The sequence below is a fragment of the Streptomyces sp. NPDC045021 genome (assembly GCF_056432645.1).
The window spans coordinates 597,105-613,427 of the sequence record NZ_JBWKIQ010000001.1 but is presented as its reverse complement, the minus strand read 5'-3'; the positions used below and the strand labels follow the sequence as shown (position 1 = coordinate 613,427).

Annotated in this window: 15 protein-coding genes; 11 read left to right on the top strand and 4 right to left on the bottom strand. The window is 69.1% G+C overall.

What is annotated here, in order from left to right:
- Nucleotides 1–131: 131 nt before the first annotated feature.
- The 4 genes from AC07DC_RS02805 to asnB all read right to left on the bottom strand — a co-directional run bounded on the left by AC07DC_RS02805 (nt 132) and on the right by asnB (nt 4,674).
- A complete protein-coding gene (locus AC07DC_RS02805; RefSeq protein ID WP_138356817.1) occupies nt 132–827 on the bottom strand; it encodes a class I SAM-dependent methyltransferase in 696 nt (231 codons plus the stop codon).
- Nucleotides 828–844: 17 nt separating this feature from the next.
- A complete protein-coding gene (locus tag AC07DC_RS02800; RefSeq protein WP_138356816.1) occupies nt 845–1,654 on the bottom strand; it encodes an ABC transporter permease in 810 nt (269 codons plus the stop codon).
- Nucleotides 1,655–1,679: 25 nt separating this feature from the next.
- Nucleotides 1,680–2,684: an ATP-binding cassette domain-containing protein gene (locus AC07DC_RS02795; RefSeq protein WP_478911200.1), complete on the bottom strand. Its 1,005-nt coding sequence runs from the start codon at nt 2,682–2,684 to the stop codon at nt 1,680–1,682.
- Between the two features lie 133 nt (nt 2,685–2,817).
- Nucleotides 2,818–4,674, bottom strand: a complete 1,857-nt coding sequence (asnB, locus tag AC07DC_RS02790; RefSeq protein WP_164293536.1) for an asparagine synthase (glutamine-hydrolyzing) — start codon at nt 4,672–4,674, stop codon at nt 2,818–2,820.
- Nucleotides 4,675–4,870: 196 nt separating this feature from the next.
- Here asnB and AC07DC_RS02785 point away from each other — a divergent pair, with 196 nt between their 5' ends.
- The 11 genes from AC07DC_RS02785 to metK all read left to right on the top strand — a co-directional run bounded on the left by AC07DC_RS02785 (nt 4,871) and on the right by metK (nt 16,303).
- Nucleotides 4,871–5,935, top strand: a complete 1,065-nt coding sequence (locus tag AC07DC_RS02785; protein WP_478911197.1) for a methyltransferase — start codon at nt 4,871–4,873, stop codon at nt 5,933–5,935.
- A gap of 118 nt (nt 5,936–6,053) precedes the next feature.
- On the top strand, nt 6,054–6,806 hold the full coding sequence (locus AC07DC_RS02780; protein WP_138356812.1) for an SDR family NAD(P)-dependent oxidoreductase: 753 nt from the start codon (nt 6,054–6,056) through the stop codon (nt 6,804–6,806).
- A 1-nt stretch (nt 6,807) separates the two neighbouring features.
- On the top strand, nt 6,808–7,470 hold the full coding sequence (locus AC07DC_RS02775; protein WP_478911195.1) for a TenA family protein: 663 nt from the start codon (nt 6,808–6,810) through the stop codon (nt 7,468–7,470).
- Between the two features lie 214 nt (nt 7,471–7,684).
- Nucleotides 7,685–9,163 carry a right-handed parallel beta-helix repeat-containing protein gene (locus tag AC07DC_RS02770; RefSeq protein ID WP_478911193.1) on the top strand — a complete coding sequence of 493 codons (1,479 nt, stop codon included), beginning with the start codon at nt 7,685–7,687 and terminating at the stop codon, nt 9,161–9,163.
- Between the two features lie 89 nt (nt 9,164–9,252).
- On the top strand, nt 9,253–10,110 hold the full coding sequence (locus AC07DC_RS02765) for an LLM class flavin-dependent oxidoreductase (RefSeq protein WP_478911191.1): 858 nt from the start codon (nt 9,253–9,255) through the stop codon (nt 10,108–10,110).
- A gap of 59 nt (nt 10,111–10,169) precedes the next feature.
- Nucleotides 10,170–11,426 carry an FAD-dependent oxidoreductase gene (locus AC07DC_RS02760; protein ID WP_478911190.1) on the top strand — a complete coding sequence of 419 codons (1,257 nt, stop codon included), beginning with the start codon at nt 10,170–10,172 and terminating at the stop codon, nt 11,424–11,426.
- Complete coding sequence (locus AC07DC_RS02755) at nt 11,419–12,666, top strand: FAD-dependent monooxygenase (RefSeq protein ID WP_478911188.1); 1,248 nt, start codon at nt 11,419–11,421, stop codon at nt 12,664–12,666. The genes AC07DC_RS02760 and AC07DC_RS02755 overlap by 8 nt, the downstream gene beginning before the upstream one ends.
- Nucleotides 12,667–12,678: 12 nt before the next feature.
- A complete protein-coding gene (locus AC07DC_RS02750; protein ID WP_478911186.1) occupies nt 12,679–13,524 on the top strand; it encodes an NAD(P)H-binding protein in 846 nt (281 codons plus the stop codon).
- 203 nt (nt 13,525–13,727) lie between these two features.
- Nucleotides 13,728–14,087, top strand: a complete 360-nt coding sequence (locus AC07DC_RS02745) for an antibiotic biosynthesis monooxygenase family protein (protein WP_478911184.1) — start codon at nt 13,728–13,730, stop codon at nt 14,085–14,087.
- Between the two features lie 17 nt (nt 14,088–14,104).
- Nucleotides 14,105–14,971, top strand: coding sequence for an NAD(P)-dependent oxidoreductase (locus AC07DC_RS02740; RefSeq protein ID WP_478911182.1), 867 nt, complete (start codon nt 14,105–14,107; stop codon nt 14,969–14,971).
- 123 nt (nt 14,972–15,094) lie between these two features.
- Entirely contained in the window at nt 15,095–16,303 is a 1,209-nt protein-coding gene (metK, locus tag AC07DC_RS02735; protein WP_138356804.1) for a methionine adenosyltransferase, read from the top strand.
- The last annotated feature ends 20 nt before the right edge of the window (nt 16,304–16,323 follow it).

Sequence of the window (16,323 nt, the reverse complement as noted above, 5' to 3'; positions counted from 1 at the left end):
CGTACCCCTGTCACTCCCGCGCGGGGGCGAGGGGCGGGGGGGGCGGCGCGGCGCGGTGCCCCGCGTCGCCCACCCCCCCCCGCCCCGGCCCCCCCGGGGGGGGGGGGCCCCCGACTCCTTGTTGTTTTCGGTCAGCCGGCGGTCGCGGTGAAGATGGCGACCGCACCGCGGATCGTCACCCGGTACTCGGGGAAGTACTTCGCCAGCTGCCGTTCGAGGCCCGCCGGGTCGTCCCCCTGGTTCTGGAAGTTGCCGCGCCGGTGCTGCTCCAGCACCATCTTGCTGGTCAGCCTGTTCATCGGAACGCCCTCGGCGAGCACCGTGGTGCCGAACAGCACACCACCGGGCCGGAGGGTCTCCGCGACATGCTTGAGGATGATGCCCTTGGTGTCCCAGCCGCCGGGGATGGTGTGGAACACGAGGTTCATGGCGGCCGAGTCGAAGTGCCGGCTCGGCAGTGGCAGCGGTTCCATCAGATTGGCCTGGCAGATCGCCGGCCGGTAGCGGGCCAGTCGGCCCGCGGACATGTCAAGGCATTCGGAGTTGAGGTCGAGCAGGGTGAGTTCCGGCGTCTTGGTCGGGAACCGGCACTTGTCCACGAAGTAACCGGTGCCGGGGCCGATGTCCAGGTGGCGGTTGCCGGCGGAGGAGTTGTAGAGCCGCCGCATGACTCCGGCCGGGCAGCGCCACACCACACGGCAGAACACCCCCAGCACCCATTTGTCGTAGATCCCCAGCCTGCTGCGGCTGTACACCTGTTGCGCATGAACGATCCGTGGGTCCAGCTCCGCGGACTCGGGAGCGGAGGCGGGAGTGTCGCTCGTCATATGGCTCTCCAGTGTTCTCAGCGGCGCCGGAAACGGGCGCTGCCCAGGGCAGCGAAGACAACCGTGATCCCGGCGGTCCAGATCAGCGAACGTGAGACGAAGTACCCGGCGTCATGACCGAGCAGAGCATGGGCGTGGCTGCCCAGCGTGAGCGCCCGCACCGCGTCGGCCATCACGGTGACCGGCTGGTTCTCGGCGAATGCCTGGAGCCATCCCGGCATGGTCCCGACCGGCACGTAGGCGCTCGATGCAAAGGTCACGATGAAGACGACCATCGACACGCCTTGTGCGGACTTGACGTTGCCGGTGAACAGCCCGACGGCGATGAAGACCCAGCTGAAGGCGACCCCGAACAGCAGGCACAGCGCGAACGCCGCCAACCCGCTCAGGACGGATGCGTGCAGCCGGAAGCCCACTGCGAAACCGACCCCTGTAGTGATCGCCAGGACGAACGCCAGGATCCCGGTGTCCGCCAGCACCCGGCCGGTCAGCACGGCCGAGGAGGGGAAGGGCATCGACCGCAGCCGGTCGATGAAGCCGCCCTCGACGTCCTCGGCCATCCCGATGGCGGTGCCCAGCGTCTGGAAGAGCACTCCGGCGGTGATGAAGCCGGGGACGGAGAAGTCGACGTAGTCCAGGCCCTGACTCGTGCCGATGGCGCCGCCGAAGATGTAGCGGAAGGTCAGCATGATCGACGTCATCTGCAGGACGCTCAGCACGATGAGTTCGGTCCTTCGCCAGAACGTCAGCGTGGTCCGTTTCGCCAGGAGCCCCGTACTCGTCAGCAGGCCGGCCCTGCTCTGTGATGTGGCGACCGCGGTCGTCATGGGCATTCCATCCTTCCGGATCCGGTCACACCGACTCGGCGGCGGACAGGGCGTGCTGCTTGTCGGCTCCGACCTCTTCCTCCGGCCGCTGATATGTCAGCGCGAGGAACACCTCGTCGAGGCTGGGCTCGCGCACGCTGATGTCGGCGAGATCCACGGCCGTTCCCTCGATCGACCGCAGTCCCGCGATCAGCCACTGGGCCGTGTCGTCGTTGCCAGGTCCCGCGGCCACGCTGACGCACCGCGTCGCCTCGTCCACCTGCGGCTCGGCGCCGTTCTCGCGGGCCAGCGCGGCGGCGACCTTGGGCAGGTCCGCGCGGTCGTGCACATGGACCTCGAAGACCTTGCCACCGATCCTGCTCTTGAGCTCGGCGGGGGTCCCGGAGGCGACCGTGCGCCCCTCATCGATGATCACGATGTGGCTGGCGAGCCGATCGGCCTCGTCCAGGTACTGCGTGGTCAGCAGGACATCGGTGCCCTGTTCGAGGAGGGCGTCGATCGCGTCCCACAGATCGAGCCGGCTGCGCGGGTCCAGCCCGGTCGTCGGTTCGTCGAGGAGCAGCAGGCGCGGGGCGCTCACCAGGCTGGCGCCCAGGTCCAGTTTGCGCCGCATACCGCCGGAGTAGGTGCGCACCAGCCGGTCGGCGTCGTCGGTCAGGTCGAACAGCTCCAGGATGGCGGTGGCATTGGCGCGGGCCTGCTTGGCCCGCTGGCCGAACAGCCGGGCCACCAGCTCCAGGTTCTCCCGGCCGGTCATGGCCTGGTCCACGGCGGCGAACTGGCCGGCGAGGCCGATCGCCCGGCGGACCGCCTCCGGCTCTCGCCGGGTGTCGTGGCCGACGACGCGCAGCTCGCCCTCGTCCGGGTAGAGGAGGGTCGCCACCGCCCGCACGAAGGTCGTCTTCCCGGCCCCGTTGGGGCCCAGCACCGCCACCACCCTCCCGGACTCGACCTCCAGGTCGAGTCCGTTGAGGGCGGTCTTCTTTCCGAAACGCTTGACTAGTCCCCGAGCTTCAATCGTCAGCGCCACAAGATTTCACCTCGTTTGCTTAGCATCCGTGTGAGGGCATGGCCTCCGGCCCATGGTGTAAAACGGCACCGGAGTGCCACTGGACCGCGACTTGATCGACGGCACGGCGGCAGGAAACGCGATCGGCTGTCCGTCAGACCACCAGTTCCACGTTGTAGTGCGACAGCCAGGAGTTGAACTGCAGCGCCGTCTCGATGTGCATCCGGCTCGGCCAGTCATTGGCGGCGCCCGGGTTGCGCAACGTGTGCTCCACCGCCTTGTTGTCCAGGTACGGCAGGATCGGTGAGTTCGGATCGCTGATCAGCGCGGTCAGTTCCTCGTGCAGCATCGCCGTGTAGGCGGGATCCTGGGTGACCGGCCACGGGCTCTTCTTGCGCTCCAGCACGGACGCCGGCAGCAGATCGCGCACGGCTGCCCGGAGGATGGCCTTCTCCCGGCCGTCGAAGGTCTTGAAGCTCCACGGAGTGTTGTACAGGTACTCGACGAGCCGGTGGTCGCAGTAGGGCACCCGCAGTTCGAGGCCGTGGGCCATGGAGAGCCGGTCGCTGCGGTCCAGCAGCATCGGCATCCACCGGGTGAGCGTGAGATAGCCGATCTCCCGCATCCGGTACTCCTCGGGGCTCTCGCCCTCCTGGTGCGGTGCCTCCGCGGCGGCCTCGTGGAAGGAGTCCGTGTAGTAGCGGCGCATGTCCAGCTTCTGCAGCAGCCCGTCGTCGAAGAGCCCCCGGCCCTGTCCCTTCATGGAACTCGGCTGCAGCGCCTCGTGCGCCACCCAGGGGAAGGCGTCGGCGCCCACGGTCTCCGGATTGAACATCCAGTTGTATCCGCCGAAGATCTCGTCCGCGACCTCGCCGACCAGTGCCACCGTGGAGTGCGTCCTGATCTCGCGTGAAGTGAGGTAGTTCGAGGTGTCCATGTCGCCGAGCGTCGAGGGCGCGTCCTGGGCGAGCAGCGCCGCCAGACGGGTCTTCGGGTCCATCAGGTCGTGGCTGCTCAGCCGGATGTTGACGTGGTCGGAGGAGAGATGCTCCGCGACCTCGATCGCGAAGGGCTCGTCCGGCGAGAAGCGGACGTCGTCCGCCTGGAACTTCTCGGCGTAGTCGTCGAACGTGGTCACGAAGGTGCGCAGCCGCGCGCCGTCCAGCTTCCAGCGCCACTGGGCGGCGATCGCGGTGAGCGAGCTGGAGTCCAGGCCGCCGGAGAGCGCGGTGCACAGCGGCACGTCGGCCACCAGCTCGCGCAGCACGATGTCCTCCAGCAACGAGCGGACGTTGGTGATGGTCTCCTGCAGGGTGTCGGTGTGCGGCCGGGCCTCAAGCTCCCAGTAGGTACGGTCGACGACGCCCGCGCTGCCGATGGTCAGGGTGTGGCCGGGCAGCAGCTCGCGCATGTCGCGGAAGACCGCCTGCCCGGGCTTCTTGGCGACGGCGAACATCTCCCGCAGGCCGTCGGCGTCGACGACCGGGCGGATCAGCGGGTTGGCCAGCAGGGATTTCGGCTCGGAGCCGAACAGGACGCCCTCGGGCAGCCGGTGGTAGAAGAGCGGCTTGACGCCGAACCGGTCGCGGACCAGGAGCAGTTCCTCGCGGCGCAGGTCCCAGATGGCGAAGGCGAAGATCCCCTCCAGCCGCTTGGCACAGTCCGGGCCCCACTCCAGGTAGGAGCGGAGCACCACCTCGGTGTCGCTGCGGGTGCGGAACTGATGGCCGCGCCCCTGCAACTCGGTACGCAGCTGCTTGTAGTTGTAGACCTCACCGTTGTAGACGATGACGGCGACGGGGCGCCCGTCCTCCTCCACCGTGAGCGGCTGCACGCCGTCGGCCAGATCGATGATCGCGGTACGGGTGTGCCCGAGCGCGGCGTGCCTGCTGACCCACAGCCCCTGGTCGTCCACACCTCGCTTGGCGACCGCGTCGGTCATCGCTTGCAGCACCGACCGCTTCTGCGACAGGTCCTGCCCGAAGTCCACCCAGCCGGCGATGCCGCACATCTGTGTCTCCCTCAGTTGTGTTCTGAAAGCCGTCTGTCTTCCGAAAGTCGTCGGCAGCATGCGGGTGCCGGTTCGAAGGGACCTTGACGCCTGCTAGATCCCGCCGTTCCACCAGGCCTCCACCGTGGTTCAAGTGAGGTTCGAGGCGGAGCCCCGAACCTGTGCGGACGTTGATCCGGACGAGAGGTGGACGTCGATGACCGCGCAGGACAGCGCTTCCGGGGCCCAGGGCACAGCCGGATGGTTCGACGCGAGCCTCCCCCCACAGCAGCAGGTGCTCGGATTCCTCTACGCCAAGTGGGTCATCGGGGCGCTGCGGGCGCTGGTGGAGCTGAAGGTGCCCGACGCGCTCGCCGACGGACCGCGGACCGTGGCGCAGATCAGCGAGACGACGGGCACGGATGCCGACGCCCTCTACCGGGTGCTGCGTGCGGTCGCCGCGGCCGGCGTGTTGGAGGAGCGGACCGACGGTAGCTTCGTACTGACGCCCCTCTCGGCGGGCCTCGTCTCGGACGCCACCGACGGCATCCGGGACATGTTCCTGTTCGCCTCCGACCCCACCCTCTGGCGGCCGTACGAGAATGTGGCACACAGCGTCCGCACCGGCGAAGCGGCCTTCAACAACGTCTTCGGGATGTCGTACTACGAGTACACCAAGGCCAATCCGGCCAGCGGCGCGGTGCTGGACCGGGCGATGAAGCAGAACCACTATCCCGGTACGGACCGGATCTTCGCCGAATTCGACTTCGGGCGCTTTCCCCGGATCGCGGACGTCGGCGGCGGCAGGGGCCAGTTCCTGGCCGAGGTGCTGCGCCGCCATGCCGGAGTCACCGGCGTACTGGCCGACCAGGCCCACACGGTCGCCGACGCCAAGGAGACCTTCGCGGACGACGGGCTGGCGGACCGGGTCGAGATCGTCCCGACCGACTTCTTCGTCGAGGTGCCCGCCGGCTGCGACGCGTACTTCATCAAGCACACGCTGCACAACTGGTCGGACGACAAGGCCGAGCTGATCCTGCGCCGGATCAGGGAGGCCATCGGCGGCAACGGCGAGGCGCGGCTGCTCATCGTGGAGAACCTGCTGCGCGGTCCCGGCGAGTGGGACATCGGCAAGCTGATCGACGTCGAGTCCCTCGCCGTGCTGGGCGGCCGTGAGCGCAGTCGCGAGGAATGGAACCACCTCACCGCCGCAGCCGGTTTCGCGCCGGCCAACGAACCGGTCCCGGGCGACATCGCCCTGTTGGAGTACCGGCCGGTCTAGGAGCGCGCGCCGGGAATCCGTGCCAGGCTCCAGTACGGGGAGCCCGCGGCGCCGGACCGGCAGGGGCGGCGGGCGGGACCGTACGGCTGAGTTGTGGTAACGGCCTCAGGAGTTCGAGATGGATCTGGGTTTGACGGACAAGCGGGTGCTGGTCACCGGCGCCACGCGGGGCATCGGCCGGGCCACTGCCCGGGTGTTCGCCGCGGAGGGTGCACGGGTCGCGGTCACCTACCACAGCAACGAGGTGGCGGCGAAGGAGCTCGTCCAGGAACTCGGCGGAGCGGACCGGGCCTGCGCGGTCCCCTACGACCTCGCGGTACCCGAGTCGATCGAACAGGCTGTGCGCTCGATCGAGGACCGGTGGGGCGGCGTCGACGTGGTGGTGGCCAACGCCCAGACCTGGGAGTGGATCAACCCCCAGGAGATGCCGCAGTACCAGGACTTCCCGATGGACTTCTGGCTGTCCAAGTACCGGGAGAACGTCGAAGGCCATCTGTGGACGGTGCGTCAGGCCCTGGGCGGGATGCGGGAACGCGGCTGGGGCCGGGTCGTCCTGCTGTCCTCGGTCACCGCGACCCACGGAAACCCCGGTTCTGAGATCTACAGCGCCGCCAAGGCGGCCCTGCACGGATTCGTCCGCGGACTCATGTGGACCGGCGACGGCGTGCTGGCGAATGTGGTGGCGCCCGGCGGCACCCTGACCGAGAGCCTGGAGGCGGTGGACCCGGCGCTGCTGGAGGTCGCCGTACGGGAGACGCCCAGCGGCCGTCTGAGCACCGCGGACGATGTGGCCCGGCTCATCGTCTTCCTGTCGTCCGAGGCGAACGGCAATGTCAACGGGCAGGTCATCCATCCCGCCGGCGGGCGCTGAGATGCTGCGGGACGAGCTGTCGGCGATCGCGAAACCGGTGCTGGCCGCCGTGTTGGAGCATCCCTTCTGGGACGGTCTGCGCAAGGGCACGCTGTCCGCGGACTCGCTGTGGTACTTCGCGGAGCAGGACGCGCGCTATGCCGTGCCGGCCTATGCGCGGGCGCTGGCCCGCACGGCCGCGATCGCCGACCAGGACGCGCACAGCGCCCTGATGAGCGGCGCGGCGCGCGTCACCCTGGACGCGGTCGGCAGGATGGACGGCGAACTGGCCGCCCTGGCGGCGGAGCTCGGCAGGCCGGTGCGGACCGTGGCGGTGAGTCCCGCGACCCATGCGCACACCTGCTTCATGCTGGCGGCCCCGGCGGTCTCGTTCGGCGCCGCGTTCGGCGGGCTGCTGCCCATGACCTGGTTCCACCAGGCCGTCTCGCGCGATCTGCGGGAACGGTGCGTGCCCGGGTCGCGGTACGAGGCGTGGATCGATCAGTACTGCCCGGAAAGCGGTTTCCACGACTACGTGGAAGCCTACCTGAGCATGATCGATGAATTCGGCGAGCAGTGTTCGCCCGCCGACCGTGCCACGCTGGCCGAACACTTCCTGTTCGGCGCACGGCATGAACTGGCTTTCGCCGATTCAGCCTTCCGGCTGCAAGCCTGGAGCGTCTGACCTTCCGCCCGGTTCACGCAATTCTTGAGCAAGGGTTGACCGCGCCGTCGCAGACTCGCCGAGACAACGATTTTCGGCCAAAGTTACTGCGAGGAGCAACGGCATGGTTATCACCTGGCGCTCGAACAGAGCGCGTCGCGGGGGTCAGGAGAGAAGACCGGCCCGGAGAGTACTCGCTCTCGTTCTCGGCCTGATGGCCGGAATGACCCTCGGTGTGTCAAGCACCTCGGCCGCCGCCGATTCGCCGGGCGGCCAGCGGTACTACCTCGACTGCGCGGCCGGGAACGACGCGGCGGCCGGTACGGCGCAGGGGTCGGCATGGCGGACTCTGGACCACGTCAACGCGTTGGTGTTCCACCCTGGTGATTCCATTCTGCTGCGCAGCGGCACCACCTGCCAAGGCACCTTTTCGCCAAAGGGGTCCGGTACCGAGAACCGGCCGATCGTCGCCGGCTCGTACGGCTCGGGAGCGCGTCCGGCCATCGTCGCCGACGGCGCCCGCGCGGTGGTCTTCCTGCACAACGTGCAGTACTGGGAGCTCCGGAACCTCGACATCTCCGACCGGGCAGCCGGCAACGGCACCTCGCGCACCGGGATCTACGTGCTGCTGGAGGATTACGGCACCGGCCATCACTACGTGATCGACGGCGTGAACGTCCACCACGTGGTGGGCATCGACGCCACGGGACCGGCGAACGAGGACAGTGCGGGCATCCTGTTCAAGGCCACCGGATCCACCGTGGCCACCGGGTTCGACGGGATCCAGGTCACGGGAAACACCGTCTCCGGCGTCGACGGCTACGGAATAGCGACATCGTCCCAATGGTCGCTCCGTCCGCTGCTCACGTCCGGAACGAACACCTTCGTGCCGATCTCCCATGTGCGGATCGCAGGCAACCGGCTGTCCGATCTCGGCGGTGACGGAATCGTCGTACAGAACGGCATCGACCCGCTGGTCGAAGGCAATGTGATCGACGGATTCGGGAAGCGTGCCACGGCCTTCCACGCCGGAATCTGGTCGTGGAACTCCGACCGTCCGGTGATGCAGTACAACGACGTGTCGCACGGCTCCTCCTCTCCGCCTGCCTTCGCCTTCGACGTCGACATCGCGGCTGCCGGTGTTCTCTACCAGTACAACTACAGCCACGACAATGCCGGGTTCATGCTGCTGTGCACGAATCCCGGTGAGAAGAGCGCCGGGGCGACCATCCGCTACAACGTCAGCGAGAACGACCGGGGCGCGCTGTTCGGCACCACCGAACTCCCGCTGGTCACCAATGGCTGCGGCAGCGTGCAGCCGGATGTCCGCTTCTACAACAATGTGATCCACACCAAGTACGCGAGCGGGCTGATCGGGAACTTCGGGGAGACGGCTGTCGCGTACAGCAACAACATCTTCTCCGGAAAGCCGGGCGGTTCGACGATCGGCGACCCGATGGCGTCCTTCGACCACAACCTGTACTTCAACGTCACCTCCGCACCGACGGTCGACGCACACGCCGTCGCCGCGGACCCGGCGTTCGTGCGGCCCGGCGCCGGCCCCCTGGGGTACCTGCTGAAGTGCGGATCGCCCGCCATCGGTGCGGGTGTCCTCATCGCCGGTGACACCGGACACGACTTCCTGGGATTCCCGGTGCCGCACGACGCGCCGCCGAACATCGGGCCGCACCAGTCACCCTGCGTCCACGTCTAGGACACGGCCCAGGGCCGTCAACCGCGGCTCGACCGGCTCCCCAGCCGTCACTCACACAATCACGGGACACGAGCTCGAGGAGGAACGCCATGGATATCGGGGTCTGCCTGCCGACCGCCGTGCACGGCGCCGACAGTAGTCAGTTGATCGAGTTCGCGCGCCGCGCCGACCGTCTCGGATTTCACAGCCTGACGGTGACCGACCGGGTCGTCTACGACAACTACGAGGGCATTGTGACGCTCGCCGCAGCGGCGGCGGTCACCGAGCGGATCAACCTGGTGACAGCGATTCTGCTGGCCGCCACCAGGCCCAGTCCGGTGGAGCTGGCCAAGCAGCTCGCCAGTCTGGACCGGCTCTCCGACGGGCGGCTCATACTCGGGCTCTCCGCGGGGATGCGCGAGGACGACTACGTGGCGACCGGAACCGACTACGCGACGCGTGGGCGCCGCCTGGATGCCATGATCGAAGAGATGCGCGAAGTCTGGCAGGGCAGGGGACCGGTTCCCGGTGTCGGTCCCCGCCCCACCAACGGTGACATCCCGTTCTGGGGCGGCGGCCACTCGCCGGGCGGCCTGCGCCGTTCCGCGAAGTACGGCATCGGCTGGATCTCACCCGGTGGACCGCCGCACAAGTTCGGCGAACTGGTCGCGAACTTCGCGAAGTTGTGGGCCGAGGAGGGCCGTACCGGTACGCCGAGGATGGGCGCCAACTGCTATGTGTCGCTCGGTCCCGGCGGCAAGGAACTCGCCACCGAGCACATGCTCAGCTACTACGCCTACATGGGCAAGGTGGCGGAGCACCTCGCGGCGGGCGCGATCACTGAGGAAGACCGGCTGCGCCAAGTGGTGGACGCCTACGCGGCGAACGGCTGTGACGAGCTGCTGCTGCTGTCGGTCACGGCCGATCCCGATCACCTGGACCGGATAGCCGACGTGGTGCTGCGCTGACAACCAGCGCCTCCGCATCACACCCGCATCCGGCCCCGACCTCGTAACAGGAGTAGTTGATGGACACTGCCCGCGATTCGGGCCGGCCGCTTCGGATCATCATCATCGGTGGTGGCATCGGCGGACTGTGCCTCGCCCAGGGGCTGAAGCAGGCCGGTATTGAGGACGTCGCCGTCTATGAACGCGATCAGTCCGCCCGGGGCCGGATGCAGGGGTACCGGCTGAGGATCAGCCCCGACGGGGAGCAGGCGCTGCGAGAGGTCCTGCCTCCCCGGTTGCAGGAGCTCCTCAGCGCCACCTCGAACCAGCGCGGCGAGGAGGGCCTGGCGGCGTACGACGAGCACCTCGAACCGAAGTGGGCGCCCACGTTCAGCGATCCGCGCGGAGATTCACCGGACAAGGTGGACGCCGTGGACCGGGCGACGCTGCGCCGGATCCTGCTCGCCGGCCTGGACGACACAGTGCGCTTCGGCAAGCGGTTCACCCACTGCGAGCAGGTGGGCGGCCGCGTGGTGGCGCACTTCGACGACGGCGACTCGGACGTGGGCGATGTGCTGGTCGCCGCCGACGGGGTGAACTCCACGGTGCGCACCCAGTTGCGGCCGGCCGACCGCGCGCTCGACCTGGGCGTGCGGGGTGTCCTGTCGCGCACCCCGAGGGCCAAGGCCGTTGCTGCCGGGTTGCCGGATGCCTTCAAGGACCGCTTCGTCTATGTGATCGGTTCGGACGGATACCACCTCGGACTGATGCCCATGGTCTTCCGCGAGCAGCCGGACGACGCCTCGGCCCGGCTGTGGCCAAGACTGCAATTCGAGAAGACCGACGACTACTACATGTCGGTCTTCAGCGTGCACCAGGATTCCCTGGGGCTGTCCGACGACAAGTTCTTCGCGATGAGCGGCGAGGAGCTCAAGCAGCTGGTGCTGGAACGGACCACCAACTGGCACCCGGACCTGCGGGCCGTGTTCGCCCATGCGGAACCCGAGGAGACCCACCCGGTCGCGCTGCGGGCGACGTCGCCGGTCGAGCCCTGGGAACCCGGCAATGTGGTCCCGCTCGGGGACGCGGTGCACACCATGCCTCCCACCGGTGGGGTCGGTGCCAACACCGCGCTGCGCGACGGGGCCGCACTCACCCGGGCACTGACCCGGGTGAGCCGCGGTGAGCAGTCACTGACCGATGCCGTGACGGAGTACCAGACGGAAATGGTCAAGTACGCGACCGAGGCCGTCGACATGTCGTTGAAGATCGCCAAGTGGTCCATCCAGATTGATGTCGACGGGGGACAGACACCTTCGAGCGTGTCCAGTGTCTGATCGGACCGGATCGGCCGGTGCCGGCCGCCATGCCGTGGTGGTGGGCGGCGGCATCGGCGGCCTGTCAGCGGCTGTCGGGCTGCACCGGCTCGGCTGGCGCGTCACCGTACTGGAGCGCGCCGACCGGATGCGTGAGTCGGGGGCGGGTATCTCGCTGCTGACGAACGCCCAGCGCGCGCTCGACCGGCTCGGCGTCGGCGACGCGGTACGCGCCCTCTCGGCGACCATGGATCCCGGCGGCGAGGGCCTGCGGGCGGCGTCCGGGCGGCGGCTGCAACGGCCGGCCGAGCCGGCCTTCCTGCGCGAGCGCGGACTGTCGATCATCGTCCTGCCCCGGCCGGACCTGCACGGCACGCTGCGCGCAGCCCTGCCGGAGGCATCGCTGCACACCGGCGCCGACGTCACCGAGGTCGCCGACGTGACCGACGGCGCCCGCGTCAGCTACCGGACCGAGGGCGGCGAGCGGACCGTGCACGGCGACATGGTGGTCGCCGCGGACGGCACGTTCAGCCGGATCAGGAGCGCCCGCTGGCCGCAGGTGCCACCGCCGGTCTACAGCGGCCACAGCGTCTGGCGGGGTATCGCCGAGGGGTGCGACGGCAGCGCCGAGCCGGGCGGCAGCACCTGGGGCCGCGGCCGGGAGTTCGGGCGGATGCCACTGGCCGCGGACCGCGTCTACTGGTTCGCCGTGGCCAATCTTCCCGAAGGTGTCCGATACCCCGACGAACACGCGCAGGTGCGAGAGCGGTTCGGCTCCTGGCATGACCCGATCCCCGCGCTGATCGCCGCCACGCCGCCCGAGCGGGTGCTGCGCCACGACGTCTTCGAGCTGGCGCAGCCGCTGCCCAGCTATGTCTCGGGCCGCGTGGTGATGCTCGGCGACGCCGCCCACGCCATGACCTCGGACCTCGGACAGGGTGCCTGCCAGGCGCTGGAGGACTCGGCCGTGCTCTGCTCCGTGCTGGCGGCCGAGGCCGACATCCCCCGCGCGCTCGCCGACTACGACGAACTGCGGCGGCCGCGGTCGCAGGCGATCGTCGAGGCTTCCCGCCGGATGGGAGAGCTGAAGCTGAACGAGCGGCGCCTGGAGCTGCTGGTCCGCAACGTGAAGCTGAGAATCGCGCCACCGCGTGCCGGACAGAAAGGGGTGGCCGGTGTCGGCGACTGGCACCCCCCGGCGCTGCCGGAACCGGTCCCGGTTCCGGAACCTGCCGGGCCGGTTTCCCCCCGGCGTCCTTGAGGAGGACGAACGATGATCCTGGTCTTCGGAGCCACCGGCAATGTCGGCAAAGAGGTGGTCAACGGGCTGGTCGAGCGCGGGAAGCAGGTCCGGGCCTTCACCCGGAACCCGTCCCGGGCCGTCTTCGACAGCGAGGTGGAGGTCCACACGGGAGACCTCGACGACAGCCGGAGCATCCGGGCCGCGCTGGAGGGGGTGGACGCGGTGTTCATGCTCTCCGCGGGCCCCGACGCCCTGTCCTACGACCTCGCCGTGGCCGAGGAGGTGCGGCGCGCGGGTACGGCGCGGGTGGTGCGGATGTCCTCGGTGGCCGCGCTGCCGCCGGTCGAGACTTCGTACGGCCGCGCGCACGCCGAGGCGGACCGCGCGTTCCAGGACTCGGGCGCGGCGTGCACGATGCTGCGCGGAGCGACCTTCATGACCAACGCGCTGCAGTGGCGGGCGTCGATCAGGTCCCACGACACCGTCTACGGGGTGTACGGGACGATCGCCCGCGCCCTGGTGCATCCGGCGGACGTCGCCGCGGTGGCCGCCACCGCCCTCGTCACCCCGGGCCACGAGGGCCGCAACTACACGGTCACCGGCCCGGAGGCGCTCACCACCGACGACGCGGTCCAGCGGATCGCCAAGCTGCTCGGGCGGCCGCTGAGCTACGTGGAGATGCCGGTGGAGAAGGCCCAGCAGGCCATGGTCGGCGCGGGTCTGTCCGCCGAGTTCACCGAAGGGCTGCTGGCTGTGCAGAGCGATCCTGATCCCGCGCGCGGTGGTATCCCGCTGCCGACCGTGGAGTCCATCACCGGTCTTCCTCCCCGCACCTTCGACAGCTGGCTGAAGGACCATCAGGAGGAGTACAGCTGAGAAAACCTGACTTCAGAGAAACGGCCCTCGGGCACGCACATCTCCGCGCGGCGGGGTGCGTGCCCGAGGGCCGTCCAGCGTCCTGACCGCCGGCCGTCACATCGCGACAGGGTGCCCCTTGAGCCGGTCTCGATCGGGGCCTGCCAGCGTTCCGCCGACCACCGGAGGTGCTCCGGCGGCGTCCAAGAGACCGGCGGTGAGACGTGAACGGCAAAACGAGCAGTGGCGGCACCGATGCCCCGCCCTTCCGGGTGATTCTGCGGATGGAGATCCGCCCGGGGGCGGCGGTCAACTTCGAGCACGCCTGGCTGGAGGTCGCAAGGGTGATCGCCCTCGATCCCGCCAACCTCGGCCAGGTGCTGGTGCGCAGCGCCGAGGAGGAGTTCGTCTACTACATCTTCACCGACTGGATCGACGAACCCAGCTTCCGGGCGTTCGAGCGCAGTGAGGCGCATGTCGAGCACCGTCGCCGACTGAAGCCCTTCCGGGTCGGGGGTCAGATGATCCTCAGCCAGATCGTGTACGACCTCGGCGGTCTGGGCGCCGCCGCAGCGACCGCCTGACCTCAGCGAGGAGTGACATGGACGCGAAGCAGCTCGCCTTCATCGGACTGGGAAACATGGGTGGCGGCATGGCGCACACCCTGCTCGACGCCGGTTACCCGCTCACGGTGTACAACCGCACGGCAAGCAAGGCCGAGCCGCTGGTCGCCGCAGGAGCCCGGGCCGCCGCCACCCCCGTCGAGGCGGCGGCCGGCCACGGGGTGGTGATACTCAGCCTGAGCGACGAGCACGCCGTGGAGCAGATCCTGTTCGGCCTGCTCGCGCCGGTGCTGGAGCCCGGCACCGTGGTGATCGACACCTCCACCGTCTCGCCCCGCTACGCCAGGGAGTCCGCGGAGCGCCTCGCGCAGCTGGGCGTACGCCGGGTGGAGGCGTGCGTGGTGGGCAATCCCTTCCAGGCCCGCAAGGGTGAGCTGCGGGTGTTCGCCTCGGGCCGGGACGATGACATCGCCGACGTGCGGGACATCCTCGACACCATCGGCTCCGAAGTGGTGCCGGCCGGGGCACCCGGCATGGCCACCACCATCAAGCTCATCTTCAATCTGCTGCTCGGCGCCCAGGTGGCCGCACTCGCCGAGAGCGTCGCCTACGGGGTGAGCGCCGGACTCGACCGCGACATGCTCATCTCCTCCATCGCCGGCAGCGGGTTCAGCTCGGTCGTGATGCGCTTCCGGGCGAATCTGATGCTCAACGGAACCTACGAACCAGCCTTCTTCCGCGCCGAGTTGATGGAGAAGGACCTCCGGCTGGCCAACCAGGCCGCACAGGAGGCAGGTGTCACGCTGCCGGTCCTCGACATGGTCCGCGCCCGGTTCGCCGAGGTCATCGAGGCCGGGGACGGCGACAAGGACGCGTCCGTCCTCGTCGAGCACACCAAGGCGTGACCAGTCCGCGTTCGGCTCCTGGGAGCCGCCCCCCGACGCCGTAACCGCGTCAACCCCGTCTTGAGCGGCCTTGCAGGCACTGCACGCAACATGGCCCGAGGTTGCCGACCATCTGGAGGAACCGTGTCTCGCCGCCTGTTCACATCGGAGTCCGTGACCGAAGGTCACCCCGACAAGATCGCCGACCGGATCAGCGACACCATCCTGGACGCGCTGCTCCGGCAGGACCCGACATCCCGGGTCGCCGTGGAAACCCTGATCACCACCGGGCAGGTGCACATCGCCGGTGAGGTGACGACCAACGCCTACGCCGACATCGCCACCCTCGTCCGGGAAGCCGTGCTCGACATCGGCTACGACTCGTCCGCCAAGGGCTTCGACGGCGCCTCGTGCGGTGTCTCGGTCTCCATCGGAGCGCAGTCCCCGGACATCGCCCAGGGCGTCGACACCGCCTACGAATCCCGCATCGAGGGTGGCGAGGACGACCTCGACCGCCAGGGCGCCGGCGACCAGGGCCTGATGTTCGGCTACGCCTGCGACGACACCCCGGAACTGATGCCGCTCCCGATCGCCCTCGCTCACCGGCTGGCCCGACGGCTCACCGATGTGCGCAAGGACGGCACCATCGCCTATCTCCGGCCCGACGGCAAGACCCAGGTCACCGTCGAGTACGACGGCGACAAGGCGGCGCGGCTGGACACCCTGGTGGTCTCCTCCCAGCACGCCTCCGACATCGACCTCGACGGTCTGCTCGCACCCGACGTGCGCGAATACGTCGTGGAGCCGGAGCTCAGGGCACTCGCCGAGGCCGGCATCGGCCTGGACACCGACGGCTACCGGCTGCTGGTCAACCCGACCGGCCGGTTCGAGGTGGGCGGTCCGATGGGTGACGCGGGGCTGACCGGCCGGAAGATCATCGTCGACACCTACGGCGGTATGGCACGGCACGGTGGTGGCGCGTTCTCCGGCAAGGACCCGTCCAAGGTGGACCGTTCCGCCGCCTACGCGATGCGCTGGGTCGCCAAGAACGTCGTCGCCGCGGGCCTGGCCCGCCGCTGCGAGGTACAGGTCGCCTACGCGATCGGCAAGGCCGCTCCGGTCGGGCTGTTCGTGGAGACCTTCGGAACCGAGACCGTACCGGTCGAGCAGATCCAGGAGGCCGTCGGCAGCGTCTTCGACCTGCGTCCCGCCGCGATCATCCGCGACCTCGACCTGCTGCGGCCGATCTACGCCCAGACCGCCGCCTACGGGCACTTCGGCCGGGAGCTGCCCGACTTCACCTGGGAGCGGACCGACCGCACCGAAAAGCTGGTCGCCGCAGTGCGGGGCTGACCTCAGCCAAAGGAGAGAAA

Bases quoted from the DNA above. Each gene is read 5' to 3' on its own strand.
- AC07DC_RS02740 (WP_478911182.1), top strand. From the start codon at position 14,105: ATGGACGCGAAGCAGCTCGCCTTCATCGGACTGGGAAACATGGGTGGC.
- AC07DC_RS02805 (WP_138356817.1), bottom strand. From the start codon at position 827: ATGACGAGCGACACTCCCGCCTCCGCTCCCGAGTCCGCGGAGCTGGAC.
- AC07DC_RS02750 (WP_478911186.1), top strand. From the start codon at position 12,679: ATGATCCTGGTCTTCGGAGCCACCGGCAATGTCGGCAAAGAGGTGGTC.
- AC07DC_RS02785 (WP_478911197.1), top strand. From the start codon at position 4,871: ATGACCGCGCAGGACAGCGCTTCCGGGGCCCAGGGCACAGCCGGATGG.
- AC07DC_RS02760 (WP_478911190.1), top strand. From the start codon at position 10,170: ATGGACACTGCCCGCGATTCGGGCCGGCCGCTTCGGATCATCATCATC.
- AC07DC_RS02765 (WP_478911191.1), top strand. From the start codon at position 9,253: ATGGATATCGGGGTCTGCCTGCCGACCGCCGTGCACGGCGCCGACAGT.
- AC07DC_RS02780 (WP_138356812.1), top strand. From the start codon at position 6,054: ATGGATCTGGGTTTGACGGACAAGCGGGTGCTGGTCACCGGCGCCACG.
- asnB (WP_164293536.1), bottom strand. From the start codon at position 4,674: ATGTGCGGCATCGCCGGCTGGGTGGACTTCGGGCAGGACCTGTCGCAG.
- AC07DC_RS02800 (WP_138356816.1), bottom strand. From the start codon at position 1,654: ATGACGACCGCGGTCGCCACATCACAGAGCAGGGCCGGCCTGCTGACG.
- AC07DC_RS02775 (WP_478911195.1), top strand. From the start codon at position 6,808: ATGCTGCGGGACGAGCTGTCGGCGATCGCGAAACCGGTGCTGGCCGCC.